We start from the raw sequence: 13601 nt of genomic DNA, 5'->3' as shown, positions 1-13601 counted from the left end.
GTGTCGTGATTATACCTTATTCGGCCCTTGGGGCACTAAGGGCCTGGCAATCATGGCGATAGTCTGACTTTTTGTAAGACTGGATGTTGTGGTGGCGTATGCCGTGTGGGATCCCCTCCCAAAACACGCCGTAAACCCGTCCATGGGGGCTCGGCATTGCCATCCCTGGCAATGCACGGTTTTGGGAGGGGATCCCACACGGCGCCTGGAGCACACTGCTATTCGCCCCGGGGCCACAATTTTGGGAGGTGGGCCCGCCTGAGGCCTTCGACTAATTGCTATTCGCCAGTTGGCAGGATGCGGGTCAGGAACGAGTGATCGAGAGAATTCGGAAGCTGCTCTGGTGTTGGTATGCGGACAATGTGGCCGCTGCCGGGGGCATAGTTCATGGATTCACCATTTCGGTTCTCCATCGTTTTTGCGCTGAACCTCAGGTTGCCGGCCGGCGTGATCAGTTCCAGGGCGTCACCGGGAGCAAACTTGTTTTTCACGTCGATGGTCAGCCAGCGGTCATCCACGTCAGTGATAGTGCCGACCACCTGCTGGCTGCCGTTCAGGGAGGAGCCCTGTTCGTAGTTCTGGTATTCCTGGGGTACGTGGCGACGCAGGAAGCCTTCGGTGTAGCCGCGGTTGGAGAGGGCTTCGAGCTGGTTCATCAGGTTCATGTCGAAGGGTTTGCCGCCTTTAGCATCGTCGATGGCGCGTCGGTAGGCCTGGGTGGTGCGGGCGACGTAGTAGGTGCTTTTGGTGCGGCCTTCGATTTTCAGGGAGTGGATGCCCATTTCTGCCAGTGCCGCGACGTGCTGGACGGCGCGGAGGTCCTTGGAGTTCATGATGTAGGTGCCGTGTTCGTCCTCGTAGGCGGGGATGTGGCTGCCCGGGCGGTTGGGTTCTTCCAGCAGGATTTCCCGGGGTTCGGCGGTCTGGACCTCGCCGTTGGTTGAGGTGGCAATCAGGTCGCCGGTCTGGTCGTGGCTGTGGCTGACTTCTTTGTAGTTCCAGCGGCAGGCGTTGGTGCAGGCGCCCTGGTTGGCGTCGCGGTGATTCATGTAGCCGGACAGCAGGCAGCGGCCGGAGTAGGCCATGCACAGCGCGCCGTGTACGAAGACTTCCAGTTCCATTGCCGGCACTTTTTCACGGATGTCGCGGATTTCGTCCAGGGCCAGTTCCCGCGAGAGGATAACGCGGCTGATGCCCTGCCGGCGCCAGAATTCCACCGTTGCCCAGTTGACGGCGTTGGCCTGTACCGACAGGTGTATGGGCTGATCCGGCCACTTTTCCCGCACCAGCATGATCAGGCCGGGGTCGGACATGATCAGGGCATCTGGCCGGTATTCCAGTACCGGTTCCAGGTCCCGGAGGTAACTTCGCACCTTGTCGTTGTGGGGCGCGATGTTGGATACGAGGTAGAACTGCTTGCCCAGTTCGTGGGCACGGTTAATGCCGGCGCCCAGAGCTGTAATGTTTTTGAAGCTGTTGTTCCTTACTCTTAGCGAGTATCGCGGCTGGCCGGCATAGACGGCATCGGCGCCATAGGCAAAGGCGGTTTCGAGATGTTCGGCAGTGCCGGCAGGGGCCAGTAGTTCTGGGCTGTGCATTGGGGCTCCGGGTAAGGCCATCGGTTGTTTTGGGTTTGAGAGCGGCCCATAGTGCCTCATCGGTCGGTTTTTTCCCTTGATGCGGCTCAAGGCTGGATATGGTTATTTTCGGCTAACATGTGTACGCTGACGTCGGCAGGGCTTTATGGCCTGCATTGAGATATCAGGAGTAAGAGACATGCAATCAGAACCGACGGAGTCCTTCGCGACGAAGGCACCGTTCAGTGCGCGAGTGACTTCGTTGATTGCCGGGCATCTGGAACGTGGCCGGGTGGGCGTGGAAGCCGTTGCCTCCCAGCTGCACATGAGTCGGCATACGCTTCACAAAAGGCTGAAACGGGAGGGCCTGACGTTCGCGGCATTGTTGGAGGAGATCCGGCGTGAGCGGGCGCTGGCTTATCTTGACGACCGCAGCAAGTCGCTGGTGGAAATTGCCGAACAACTGGGGTTTTCGGAACTCAGTGCGTTCAGTCGCGCGTTCAAGCGCTGGATGGGCAAGTCGCCGGGGGCCTACCGCTCAATGGCGGCATAAGGCGGAATCAGACGCCGGGGCCGCGAGCGTGCCCCGGAGCCTTCGTTTAGATATCAGACTTTCTTGAAGACCAGACTGCCGTTGGTACCGCCAAAGCCGAAGCTGTTGCTCATCACCAGGGGCAGATCCACGTTGTCCTGCCGTTCCCGCACGATGGGGTAGCCTTCGGCGCCTTCGTCCAGGTTGTCGATGTTGGCCGACGGGGCAATAAAGTTCCCCCGCTGCATGATCAGGCTGTAGATGGCTTCATGCACACCTGCAGCGCCCAGGGCATGCCCGCACAGTGGCTTGGTTGAACTCAGTGGCGGTATCTTGTCGCCAAAGGTTTCTTTCAGTGCTTTCAGCTCGGTGACATCACCCGCGGGCGTGCTGGTGCCGTGAGTGTTGATGTAGCTGATCTCGCCATCCACATTCTTCATGGCCTGCTGCATACAGCGAATCGCGCCTTCGCCGCTGGGGGCAACCATGTCGGCACCGTCAGAAGTAGCACCGAAGCCGACCAGTTCGGCCAGGATATTGGCACCGCGGGCCTCTGCGTGTTCCAGGGCCTCCAATACCAGTATGCCGCCGCCACCGGAAATGACAAAACCGTCCCGGTCCTTGTCATAGGTGCGGGACGCCCTCCCCGGGGTGTCGTTGTACTTGGTGGACAATGCGCCCATGGCGTCAAACATCAGGCTCAGGGTCCAGTGAATGTCTTCGCCACCGCCGGCGAACATCACATCCTGGCGGCCGAGGGCAATCAGGTCGCCAGCGTGGCCGATGGAATGGGCGCTGGTGGCGCAGGCAGATGTAATGCCGTAGTTGACGCCGGTAATGCCGAATGCCGTGGACAGGGAAGCGTTAATGGCGCTGCCCATGGTGCGTGGCACACGGTAAGGGCCAACGCGGCGGATGCCCTTGGCGCGATGGGTATCAATCGCGTCCATCAACTCCACGGTGGAAGCCCCACCCGCGCCTGTAATAACGCCGGTTGAGTTGGCGCGGATCTGCTCATCGGTGAGCCCCGACTGCGCAATGGCTTCTTTCATCGCCAGGTAGGTGTAACCGGAGGCCGGGCACATGAAGCGCATCAGCTTGCGGTCGATCAGGTCTGGCAGGTTGAGGTCGATCTGGCCGCATACATGGCTGCGCAGACCGTTGTCCTTGGCTTCCTGACTGAAGCCGATGCCGGGTATTGAGTCCCGCAAAGAACGGGTCACTTCGTCTTGATTGGTTCCTAGGCTGGAGACAATCCCCATACCTGTAATGACAACACGACGCATTTAATGGCTCCTAAAAGTCATCCGTAGAATTGAACATGCCAACCTTCAGATCCTTGGCAGTGTATATCTCGCGGCCATCCACTTCCATGCGGGCATCGGCGATAGCCATGGTGAGCTTGCGGCGGATTACCCGTTTGATGTCGAGGTGATAGCGAACCAGCTTGTTCTTTGGCAGCACCTGGCCGGAAAATTTCACTTCCCCGCATCCCAGCGCCCGGCCCTTGCCTTCGCCACCGGTTGCCGCAAGGAAAAAGCCCACCAGTTGCCACATGGCATCCAGCCCCAGGCAGCCTGGCATAACCGGGTCATCGACAAAATGAACCTTGAAGAACCACAGGTCCGGGTCGATATCCAGCTCGGCAACGATGCTGCCTTTACCGTATTGCCCGTCGGTTTCACTGAAATGGGTTACGCGGTCCATCATCAGCATTTCGTTGATGGGCAGCCGCATCTTGCCTGGAAAAAGCGTGCCTTGCCCGCAGGCTTCCAGATCCGCCTTGTCAAAGTGATCGGGGGTCATAATGCCGTTGTTCCTGTTACAAAATGGTTTCTTATACTTTAGCTCTTATTCGCCAGTTGGCTATTGACCATTGGTTGCAGTTTTCAGGGAAGTGGGTGGGAGTGGTTGATGGTCATCAAGGTGTCACTTGGCACTTTTGGTTATTTTTCAGGCTGACCCTGACAGATACAAGGAGTCGCCATGTCAGCGAAAAGTAAAGCCTGGGGCAGACTGAGCCGCAGAGATGGCCGCGTAATCGCAAAGCTCAAACGCAGTACAGATCACGACCCTGCAGAAGTATGGGCAATGCTGACCAACCCGGCTAACCTGGCCAACTGGTTGGCGCCAGGAACGATTGAGCAGTGGCCTGGCGGGTCGGTAAAAATCGATTTCGGCCAGAGTGGCTCCGCGATAGACAGCTACGTTCGCGCTATCAAGCCTGAACGGCTGCTGGAGTATTCCTGGAGTGCCGGTAACGAGCCGCAACGCCCGATACGCTGGGATCTGCTTCCGGAATCAGAGGGAACAACGGTAGAACTGACACTGCTGTTGCCGGACGACCATCGAGTGGCGATTTCCTGTGCCGGCTGGGACGCTCATCTGGAAATGCTGATGGCGTCACTTGAGGGGATTCACATCCATTTTCCTGCTGATCGCTTCCGCGAGGCAAGGGCAGCGTTCAGTGCAATTGCCGAGGAAGAGCTGGCCGCCTGACCGGCTCTTCCTGTTTTGCGAATCCCCCGGAAAGCTCAGCCTTTCTTCCCATCCGGCCTTGGTGACGCCAGTATGTGGGTATAACGGGCCAGGAATATGCCGAATGCGAGCACCCATAACAGGGAGCTTATACCCACACCCGCGTGCCAGGGCATGGCTTCGAATGCAGTGACCACGCGCACCAGCGCCGCCAGGTGAATCATTATAAATGCCGTGACCAGGCCCCGGGGAAGAACCAGAGGGCGGCCGGTGTGGCCCAGTGATACCCGGGCGATGACACCCAGAATCAGGCACCCAACCGCACCGGTGCCTGCTGCATGAGTCCAGGCGCTGGCGGGCCAGCCCGCGAGAATGGAGCCGGCAAGCAAAAGCAGAGCAACCGGCACCCAGAGGATAGACAGGTGTAGCACCCACAGCAGCGGCTCCTTGCGGAACAGCCAGCCTTTCCAGCCCGCGAGACGCACCAGCATCAGTACGGCAGCAGTCACGGCGAGAATGGCTGTTACGGTTTGCCAACCGGACACCAGTGATGCCATCAGCAGCACCATGTTGAACAGGACGGCCATGTCCAGAGCCGGAACCATCCTGACCTGGGTGGCATCCAGCCCCCGTTGACGGAGCCAGCCGGCGGAGAAAGCAGGGGTGATACGCCCACCAATAATACTGATCAGCGCCATTGCCATGATCAGTGCGCCGTAGCTGAAGGCGGGGTCGAGTCGGGTTACAAAGCCGATCTGCATCAGCCAGAGCAGCCCCAGTACCACCAGAATCATCAGTTGTCGCTTCTGCTTCGCATGCACCACGCGCCAGCCGGTGTCCAGCATGACCAGGGGCAGGAAAGCGAGGTTTACGCCATGAACCAGCCAGTCAGGCAGGCCTGCGCCGAACGCCAGTAATAGCCGCCCTGCAAGCCAGACGCCCCACAGCAGAACCAGACGCAAGCCATGCGTGCGTTCGGTTTGGGTCCATACGCACACCGCGGTCAGCAGGAAGCCGGCGATGGCGGCGGACAGAAAGCCGAACAGCATTTCATGCTGATGCCAGAACAGGCCCGGCATGGCCAATGGCAGTTGAATGGCGCCACTGACCTGCAGTACCCACACGGGGATGGCCAACATGGCCAATACGGTCATGGAGAGGAAGAAGATCCTGAACGGGTAGCCGAACAGCTGGCGGATGCTTGCGCCTTCTTCGGTTTCAGTTGTGGGGGTAGCCTGCATGACAATGACTCCACTGGCGGTCTGTATATAACCTGTATAATAGATAAATGTTTAAAGGAATAACATACCCATCAGGCGGTAGTTTTGCGTACAATGCGCCTATCGATTTGATTCCCAATGGATTAGTTTATGAGTAGTTACCTGATTCTGAAAAGTGTCCACATGATTGCAGCCTACCTGACGGTGGTGTTGTTTGCATTGCGCCTGCTCCTGGATGCGGTGGGCAAGCCCGAGTGGCGTAAGACTCCGTTGCGCTGGATACCTCACGCCAATGATACGGTTCTGTTGGTGGCCGCCATCAGCCTGCTGTTTGTAACGCCCTGGATGCCGTTTGTGCACGGTTGGCTGACAGCGAAGATATTCCTGTTGGTTGGCTACATTGTAGCGGGCGTGTTCGCAATGAAGGAAACCCGGAGTCTACAGGTGCGGCTGATTGCATCTGTGCTGGCGCTGGTCCAGGTCATGGCCATTTTCCACCTGGCGGTCGCCAAACCCTTCTGATCCCTGTAAAGCCGGGGGTCAGTGGCCCCCGGACTTCTCTGACATCTGCCTGGTCAATTCCTTCAACTGTTCCTGCACCCCCTGCAACTGGCGGGCAATCTCATCCCGCTCGTCGTGGGCCTGTTGCGCCTGTTTGGCGTTCTGCTCCTCGCTCATCACTTCCAGAATCGCCCCGATCATCATGTTCAGGAATACAAACGCCGTCAGGAAGATAAACGTCAGGTAGTAGATCCAGCTTAGCGGATACTGCTCCATGGTGGCGTACATGACGTCTGTCCAGTCCTCGAAGGTTGCCACCCGGAAAAGGGTAAGCATGGCGATGGCAACATCCCCCCAGAGCTCCTCATCCACTTTCGCAAAGAACATGGAGCCCATGGCGGCGTAGATATAGAAGATGATGAACATCAGCACGGCGATGTAGCCCATGCGGGGAATGGCTTTGAGCAGGGAGTTGATCAGAAACCGCAGTTCCGGCACCACGGAAATCAGCCGCAGTACCCTGAACACCCTCAGCAGCCGGCCGAGCAGCACCGCATCTGAATTGTCCAGCGGGATCAGGCTGCCAAGCACAACAAGCGTATCGAACAGGTTCCAGCCGTCCATCAGGAAGCGTTTCTTGTTGGGGCAGGCGGCAAACCTGAACAGTATTTCCAGCAGGAAAAAAATCGTGATGGCGTTATCCATCACGATCAGTGAGCCTTCCACCAGTGGCGGCAATTCATAGGTCTTGGCGCCGATGGTCAGTGCCGACAGAATAATGATGCCAATGACCACGCTCTGGAATAGCCGGCTGGATTCAATGTGTCGCAGCCGCTCGAAACCGGTTGCTGAACTCGATTGGGGTGACATGGATAACAACAACTCCAGGCAGTTCGTGGAGCCCGAATTCTAAAGCGAGTGGGACGGGTTGGATACAGCCTGCGAAAAAAAGCCCCCGGAGGTCGGGGGCGTGGTAGCACAGGTCAAGGCTACAAGGGCAAAAGCTTCTGAGAGTGTTACTTCAGGGGCGGATGGCCCTTGGTCAGCCGGTCATTCTCCCTGTCCGGGCGGTTCAGCGGATAGAACAGCTGCGGCGATGCCAGCTCCGGCAGGTCGGTCTTGGACTCATGGGCCGCCCATTCCACCCTTTCGGCAGAACGGATGGCGTAGTGCATCCAGGCGAGGGCAGAAGCCACGATCAGGAACATCAACATAAAGCTGCTCTGCCAGACCCCGGTAATGTCGTTCAGCACACCAAACATCAGTGGCAGCAGGAATCCCCCAAGGCCGCCTATCATGCCGACAACGCCGCCCACAGCGCCAACATGGGTGGGGTAGTAGACCGGGATGTGCTTGTACACAGCCGCCTTTCCCAGTGACATGAAAAAGCCGAGGATAAAGGTGAGAACCACGAATGGCACCAGGCCTACTTCGAGGAAGAAGCGGATATCACCATCAATGCCGTGTACCACGTATTCGGTTGGCGGGTAACTGAGCAGGAAGGTGCAGATCACAGAGGCGATAAAAGTCCAGTACATAACGCGGCGAGCGCCGTAGCGATCTGACATCCAGCCGCCAAGTATCCGGAACAGGGAAGCCGGGATGGTATAGAGCGCGGCAATCATGCCGGCGGTTTTGATGTTCAGCCCGTAAACGCCAATCAGGTAGTGGGGCAACCATAGAGCCAGGGCGACGAACGCGCCGAATACAAAGAAATAATAGAGCGCGAAACGCCACACCCGTAGCTCCTTCAGCGGCGCCATCTGCTCCATGAAAGACTGGGATTGCTTGCTGGCGCGCTCTTTTGCCATAGGGTCTTCTTTGGCAAGGAGAATGAACAGCACACCCATGATGGCCAATACCGTGGCATAGACCTGGGCCGTACCCTGCCAGCCCAGAGCCACAAGAAGGAAGGGCGCGCCGAAATTGGTTACCGCCGCGCCCACGTTACCCGCTCCGAAGATACCGAGTGCCGTGCCCTGGCGCTCTCGTTCGAACCAGGCAGCGGTATAAGTCACACCGACGATAAATGAACCGCCGGCCAGACCAACCCCAAGTGCGCCTACCAGCAACATCAGGTAGCTGTTGGCAAAGGTAAGCAGGTAGACACAGGCAGCTGTTGTCAGCATCAGTACGCCGAACACCCAGCGGCCCCCGAAGCGATCTGTCCAGATGCCGAGGAACAGCCGGCTGATGGAGCCGGTGAGGATAGGCGTTGCCATCAACAATCCCAGTTGGGTATCCGAAAGCCCGAAGTCCTGGCTGATCTTGATGCCGATAATCGAAAAAATGGTCCAGACCGCAAAACAGAGGGTGAAGGCAAAGGTGGATATGCCCAGTGCCCGGTACTGTTCAGTTTTCGATACGCTGTTTTCCATGATGGTTCCCCCCACTGCGAACTGCAAAACTATGGTTTTGACTGTATCCCGCCGGCCCCCCCGAGCTACTTGAACAATATCAAGAATGGCTGCCAGGCCGCCGTGGCATTGGAGGTACCCCTTCAAGGCAGCTAGGGGGTAGGCGTTCGAGGCATGAAAGGCGACAGGGGATATCGCTACTGTGTCTCTGGTGGGGTACCCAGGGCCGGATTTGACGCATATCAAGTGCTGGTAGCAGGCGATTGTGGGCTAATGCTGACATCTATCAAACCTGCCACGCGTGCGCGCTGGCATAACGGGTCTGGAGCCTACGATGAAAATCATGATTGCCTACGACGGTTCGAGGAACGCCAGGTTGGCCCTGGCACAAACCATCACCATGTTTCGGGATCTGAAGCCACAAATCACGCTGGTTGCCGTGGCAGAAAATCCTCGTGACATCACCTCGGGAAATGAAGATTTCTTCCAGCAGGAAGTGGACGAGCTCAAACAACATATATCAGAGGCCATGGAGGTGTGCCAGAAGGAGCAGATCGTTGCTGAAACCATGCTGCTGGAGGGTGACGCCCGCAAGATGCTGCTGTTTGCAGCGGAGAAGAAGATTCGCCCCGACATGCTGGTAATAGCACGCCACAGCCACGAGCCCGATGGCGGATTCATTGCCCGATCCCTGACCTATTTCGTGGATGAGCTGGATTACATGACCTTCGGCAGCGTGAGTTCTTTTCTCGCGCGCCGGGTGCAGTGCCCGCTGCTCATTCTCCCCAGCCTTTAATAACCCTTGAATAGCCCCGGAGGCTGAAATGAAAGTCGCAGACGTATTCCGCGTCCGCAATCCGGAAATCAGGGCACTGCACCTGACCTGGATTGCCTTCTTTATTACCTTTTATGTCTGGTTCAATATGGCGCCGCTGGCGTCCAGCATGCTGAAAAGTGTGGACTGGCTGACAAAGGATGACATTCGCCTGTTTGCTATCTGCAACGTGGCGCTGACCATTCCCGCCCGAATTATTGTGGGTATGGCCCTGGACCGCTTCGGTCCGCGTCGTGTGTTCTCGGTACTGATGGTATTGATGGCCATCCCGGCATTGGTGTTTGCTTTCGGCACCACCATGATGCAGCTGTTGGTCAGCCGGCTGGTTCTGAGCTCGATCGGTGCCAGCTTTGTGGTGGGCATTCACATGACCGCCATGTGGTTCAAGCCAAGGGATATCGGTTTCGCCGAGGGCTTCTACGCCGGCTGGGGCAATTTCGGTTCCGCAGCCGCAGCCATCTCCCTGCCGACCATTGCCCTGCAAATGTATGGCGGTGAAGACGGCTGGCGCTGGGCCATTGCCCAGAGCGCGATCTTCATGGCGGCTTATGGTGTTTACTACTGGTTTGCCATTACCGACGGCCCTGTGGGGACTGTTCACCGCAAACCCCGCAAGGCGATTGCGCTGGAAGTCAGCACCTGGGGCGATATGGTCAAACTTATCCTGTGGACCATTCCTCTGGTCGGAGTGCTGGGTATTCTGGTGTGGCGCATCGAGAGCATGGGATACATCGGCAGAACCGGCGCGCTGATCTGCTATGGCGTCATCACTGCGATTGTGATCTACCAGATCATTCAGATTCTGCGGGTGAACATCCCCATCCTCAAAAAAGGCGTGCCGGAGGACGACAAGTACCCGTTCAACAGCGTAGCCGCCCTCAACAGCACCTATTTCGCCAACTTCGGTGCCGAATTGGCGGTGGTATCCATGCTGCCCATGTTCTTTGAAGAAACCTGGAGCCTCAGCGCGGCAGCCGCCGGCATGATTGCGGCCTCCTTTGCCTTCGTGAACCTGCTGGCGCGTCCGATGGGTGGCCTGGTCTCCGACCGTATGGGCAACCGCCGCTTCGTCATGCTGGCCTACATGTTCGGCATCTCAATCGGTTTCGCACTGATGGGATTCATGAACTCCAGCTGGCCGCTGATCATTGCCGTCGCCATCACCGTGTTCACCTCTTTCTTCGTGCAGGGTGCCGAAGGTGCCACCTTCGGCATTATCCCGTCCATCAAGCGCCGTCTTACCGGACAGATCTCCGGTATGGCCGGTGCCTACGGTAATGTCGGTGCGGTGGTATACCTCACCATCTTCACCTTCGTTACGCCTACACAGTTCTTCTATATCATCGCAGCGGGCGCCTTTATCAGCTGGGTGCTGTGCCTGATGTGGCTGAAAGAACCGGAGTCCGGATTTGCGGAGGAGTACCAGGTGTCTTCTGTTGACCTACAGATTGAAGAGGAGGCGCGTCAGAAGCAGGCTGGTGCGACAGCCGGTTGATCACCACCAGATAACCTGAGCCCTTAATGTTGTAACAACGGCTCCGCTCGCTCGAATCGGAGGGCGAGCGGAGCCGGGTTTCAAGATTCCAACATTGATTTGCTTTCCTATCATTTACACTCGGGTGCCAGCAGCTTGGCTTTCACATTCTGCCCGAAGCAGACCCAACTGATGTCACCTTCGACAACCTCGGGTTCCAGTATGATGTACTGCGACTCTCCGCTAGCGTCAGTCCCTACCTCGACACCAATCAGGCCGTTTTCGTAGATATCTATTTCATAGCCCCTATCAAGATCCGACAGGGTTGGCTGAGCATACCCCAGCTCCTCCATGGTGGTTGGCCATGCCTGGTTATCATAGGCATAAGCAGTGACCTGTTGCTGTAAAGGTTGAGCCGTTGAATAGGCCGAGGTGTTGCGTACCCGATCCTGATACTCCTGATGGGCCGGGATGGCTATAGCGGCGAGTATACCGATGATGGCTGATCTTCCGCCCATGCGCCACGGCAATTGCAGCCTTGATATCGGCTTCGGACCGACAATGGGTAACAGCGAGCCTGGCATCACGAAGGCCCGCCACGAGAGGTGTTTGCGGTGGATATGCCCCAGTTCATGGCCGATGTAGAAATCGATGGCCTCCAGGCTCCACGGATGCACAACTGGACGAAAGCACGGGGCAGCGAACACAGGATGTCCAGGGCGCCGAGGTCATTGAGGTGGATCCCATCAGTTGGAAAGCATAAAAAAGCCGGCCTCCCAAAGGAAGCCGGCCTGAACCGTGATTGTTTTCGCTGCCTGCTATGGATTCTTGATGTACGCATTCTTGCGCAGATAGAACCACCAGTTCACCACCAGGCATACCGCGTAGAACACCGCAAAGCCGTACATGGCCACTTCCGGGGTGCCGGCCTGGATTTCCTGGCCCATCACCCTGGGTGCGATGAAGGCACCGTAGGCGGCAACCGCTGATGTCCATCCAAGAACAGGGCCTTTCTGCTGTTGGTTGAAGATGAAGCCGATGCTTCGGAAGGTTGACCCGTTGCCGATACCACTGGCAGCAAACATGATAATGAACAGAATCAGAAAAGGCGCAAAGTAAACGTTCGGATCGGTGGAATTGTACGCCAGCATCATCACGTACCCAGTGGCCACAGAGGCTACGACCATTATGGCCGAGATGATCTGGGTAACAATGGAGCCCCCGACCTTGTCGGAAATCCAGCCGCCGACCGGGCGAATAAGGGCGCCAACAAACGGCCCCATCCAGGCCCAGGTAAGAGCGCTCGGTGCATCAGGATTTACCACCCGGGTTACCGTACCGTCGGCAGCAACTTCCATCATGTTTCCGAATATGACGCTGATGGATAGCGGCAGGGCGGCGGAAAAGCCGATGAACGAGCCAAAAGTGAGAATGTAGAGCACGGTCATGGACCAGGTGTGCTTGTTGCTGAAGATGGCAAACTGGTTCTGGATGTTAGGCTTGATGTCGCCCGGGATCAGCCGCAGAAGAATCAGCGTAAGCACAATGGTCATGGGCAGGGCCACCCACATGTTCAAGACGCTCAGGGCCCAGACCCCGGCAATGGACGCCAGAATGCCGACGCCGTAGAGGCCAAGAATCTTGCCAAAGGCAGACAGCGGGCTTCCGGGATTCGGGGTAACCACCTTCAGATTGTTCATACCGTACCAGCCAGCAAAAGCCAGGGGAATCAGGAAAACCAGCCAGATAAAGGCAGCGTTCTGGATCCAGGTGTCGGTGCCAGCCTCAATACGGCCAATCAGAGTACCGCTGGGGCTTTGCAGTTGCATCGGATCACCGGCAAGTGCGCCGAAAATGCCAACGGTCATCACCAGCGGAATCACCACCTGCATTGTGGTTACGCCGAAGTTACCCAGCCCGGCGTTCATGCCCAGGCCATAGCCTTGCTTGCTTTTCGGGTAGAAGGTGCTGATGTTGCTCATGGAGCAGGCAAAGTTGCCGCCACCGATACCCGAGAGCAGTGCCAGGGCCTGGAAAACGATAAAGGGCGTATCCGGGTTCATCAGGGCGATGCCGGTACCTGCGGCTGGAATCATCAGCAGGGCCGTGGTCAGGAAGACTGTATTTCGCCCCCCGGCAATTTTGATCATGAACGAAGCCGGAATTCGCAGGGTAGCGCCGGACAGGCCTGCAATTGCAGAGAGAGTAAACAGCTGATCAATGCTGAAAGGGAAGCCCAGGTTCTTCATCTGGGTGGTGATCATTCCCCACATCAGCCAGATGGCGAAGCCCATCAGCAGGCTGGGGATGGAAATCCACAGGTTGCGGGAGGCGATGCGCTTGCCTTCCTTCTCCCAGAATTCCTCGTTCTCGACATCCCAGTGTTCGATGTCGGCATTGGTTTTGGCCATGATAACTGCTCCTATGGTTGCTGACCCGGAGCCACGGCTAGGGTGGCATTAGGGCTATGGGGGTCATTCTGCAAACGGAAGGTGCAAGGTGATCATGATAAATATCAAGGACACCGGCAGAGGGTTGCTTATCGCTTTTTCAGCTTTTCAGATGCCCTGAAAGTGGTGTTAAAAGTCCTTTTAAAATATAAAGTTATGTTGGTAATACAACTGATG

The 13601-nt window shown here is 57.2% G+C and carries 13 protein-coding genes; 5 read left to right on the top strand and 8 right to left on the bottom strand.

The annotated features are described in order from the left end of the window. Positions 1-278 precede the first annotated feature (278 nt). Positions 279-1598: a prephenate-dependent tRNA uridine(34) hydroxylase TrhP gene (gene trhP, locus FDP08_RS09095; RefSeq protein WP_137435661.1), complete on the bottom strand. Its 1320-nt coding sequence runs from the start codon at positions 1596-1598 to the stop codon at positions 279-281. Between the two features lie 178 nt (positions 1599-1776). Between trhP and FDP08_RS09090 the strand changes: the two genes are divergently transcribed. Then, positions 1777-2130, top strand: coding sequence for a helix-turn-helix transcriptional regulator (locus FDP08_RS09090; protein WP_137435659.1), 354 nt, complete (start codon positions 1777-1779; stop codon positions 2128-2130). A gap of 53 nt (positions 2131-2183) precedes the next feature. Here the strand turns inward: FDP08_RS09090 and fabB are convergent, their stop codons facing one another. After that, a complete protein-coding gene (gene fabB, locus FDP08_RS09085) occupies positions 2184-3395 on the bottom strand; it encodes a beta-ketoacyl-ACP synthase I (RefSeq protein ID WP_137435657.1) in 1212 nt (403 codons plus the stop codon). Positions 3396-3405: 10 nt separating this feature from the next. Further along, positions 3406-3915 carry a bifunctional 3-hydroxydecanoyl-ACP dehydratase/trans-2-decenoyl-ACP isomerase gene (fabA, locus tag FDP08_RS09080; protein WP_137435655.1) on the bottom strand — a complete coding sequence of 170 codons (510 nt, stop codon included), beginning with the start codon at positions 3913-3915 and terminating at the stop codon, positions 3406-3408. Between the two features lie 180 nt (positions 3916-4095). Between fabA and FDP08_RS09075 the strand changes: the two genes are divergently transcribed. Then, entirely contained in the window at positions 4096-4608 is a 513-nt protein-coding gene (locus FDP08_RS09075) for an SRPBCC domain-containing protein (RefSeq protein WP_137435653.1), read from the top strand. 35 nt (positions 4609-4643) lie between these two features. Here FDP08_RS09075 and FDP08_RS09070 read toward each other — a convergent pair whose 3' ends face one another. Beyond that, positions 4644-5828 (bottom strand): NnrS family protein, encoded by a 1185-nt coding sequence (locus FDP08_RS09070; protein WP_137435651.1) that lies wholly within the window; start codon positions 5826-5828, stop codon positions 4644-4646. Between the two features lie 129 nt (positions 5829-5957). On the opposite strand from FDP08_RS09070, the gene FDP08_RS09065 reads away from it, so the two are divergent. Further along, positions 5958-6329: a SirB2 family protein gene (locus tag FDP08_RS09065; RefSeq protein ID WP_137435649.1), complete on the top strand. Its 372-nt coding sequence runs from the start codon at positions 5958-5960 to the stop codon at positions 6327-6329. A gap of 18 nt (positions 6330-6347) precedes the next feature. On the opposite strand, the gene FDP08_RS09060 is transcribed toward FDP08_RS09065, so the two are convergent. Together FDP08_RS09060 and FDP08_RS09055 are read right to left on the bottom strand one after the other, a co-directional pair. Next, positions 6348-7178: an ion transporter gene (locus FDP08_RS09060; RefSeq protein WP_137435647.1), complete on the bottom strand. Its 831-nt coding sequence runs from the start codon at positions 7176-7178 to the stop codon at positions 6348-6350. Between the two features lie 146 nt (positions 7179-7324). Further along, positions 7325-8686 (bottom strand): MFS transporter, encoded by a 1362-nt coding sequence (locus FDP08_RS09055; protein WP_137435645.1) that lies wholly within the window; start codon positions 8684-8686, stop codon positions 7325-7327. A 313-nt stretch (positions 8687-8999) separates the two neighbouring features. Between FDP08_RS09055 and FDP08_RS09050 the strand changes: the two genes are divergently transcribed. After that, complete coding sequence (locus FDP08_RS09050; RefSeq protein ID WP_137435644.1) at positions 9000-9461, top strand: universal stress protein; 462 nt, start codon at positions 9000-9002, stop codon at positions 9459-9461. 28 nt (positions 9462-9489) lie between these two features. Further along, positions 9490-10995, top strand: coding sequence for an MFS transporter (locus tag FDP08_RS09045; RefSeq protein ID WP_137435642.1), 1506 nt, complete (start codon positions 9490-9492; stop codon positions 10993-10995). 110 nt (positions 10996-11105) lie between these two features. On the opposite strand, the gene FDP08_RS09040 is transcribed toward FDP08_RS09045, so the two are convergent. Then, complete coding sequence (locus FDP08_RS09040; RefSeq protein ID WP_137435640.1) at positions 11106-11681, bottom strand: pilin; 576 nt, start codon at positions 11679-11681, stop codon at positions 11106-11108. Between the two features lie 111 nt (positions 11682-11792). After that, a complete protein-coding gene (locus tag FDP08_RS09035) occupies positions 11793-13385 on the bottom strand; it encodes an MFS transporter (RefSeq protein ID WP_137435638.1) in 1593 nt (530 codons plus the stop codon). Between the last annotated feature and the right edge of the window lie 216 nt (positions 13386-13601).

This window comes from Marinobacter panjinensis (assembly GCF_005298175.1).
Classification (GTDB): domain Bacteria; phylum Pseudomonadota; class Gammaproteobacteria; order Pseudomonadales; family Oleiphilaceae; genus Marinobacter; species Marinobacter panjinensis.
The sequence above is the reverse complement of the archived record's forward strand: the minus strand, read 5'-3'. Positions and strand labels throughout refer to the sequence as shown.

Coding starts and splice junctions, on each gene's coding strand:
- FDP08_RS09070 (WP_137435651.1), bottom strand. CDS start 5,828: ATGCAGGCTACCCCCACAACTGAAACCGAAGAAGGCGCAAGCATCCGC.
- FDP08_RS09060 (WP_137435647.1), bottom strand. CDS start 7,178: ATGTCACCCCAATCGAGTTCAGCAACCGGTTTCGAGCGGCTGCGACAC.
- FDP08_RS09035 (WP_137435638.1), bottom strand. CDS start 13,385: ATGGCCAAAACCAATGCCGACATCGAACACTGGGATGTCGAGAACGAG.
- FDP08_RS09075 (WP_137435653.1), top strand. CDS start 4,096: ATGTCAGCGAAAAGTAAAGCCTGGGGCAGACTGAGCCGCAGAGATGGC.
- FDP08_RS09065 (WP_137435649.1), top strand. CDS start 5,958: ATGAGTAGTTACCTGATTCTGAAAAGTGTCCACATGATTGCAGCCTAC.
- FDP08_RS09090 (WP_137435659.1), top strand. CDS start 1,777: ATGCAATCAGAACCGACGGAGTCCTTCGCGACGAAGGCACCGTTCAGT.
- fabB (WP_137435657.1), bottom strand. CDS start 3,395: ATGCGTCGTGTTGTCATTACAGGTATGGGGATTGTCTCCAGCCTAGGA.
- trhP (WP_137435661.1), bottom strand. CDS start 1,598: ATGCACAGCCCAGAACTACTGGCCCCTGCCGGCACTGCCGAACATCTC.
- FDP08_RS09045 (WP_137435642.1), top strand. CDS start 9,490: ATGAAAGTCGCAGACGTATTCCGCGTCCGCAATCCGGAAATCAGGGCA.
- fabA (WP_137435655.1), bottom strand. CDS start 3,915: ATGACCCCCGATCACTTTGACAAGGCGGATCTGGAAGCCTGCGGGCAA.
- FDP08_RS09055 (WP_137435645.1), bottom strand. CDS start 8,686: ATGGAAAACAGCGTATCGAAAACTGAACAGTACCGGGCACTGGGCATA.
- FDP08_RS09050 (WP_137435644.1), top strand. CDS start 9,000: ATGAAAATCATGATTGCCTACGACGGTTCGAGGAACGCCAGGTTGGCC.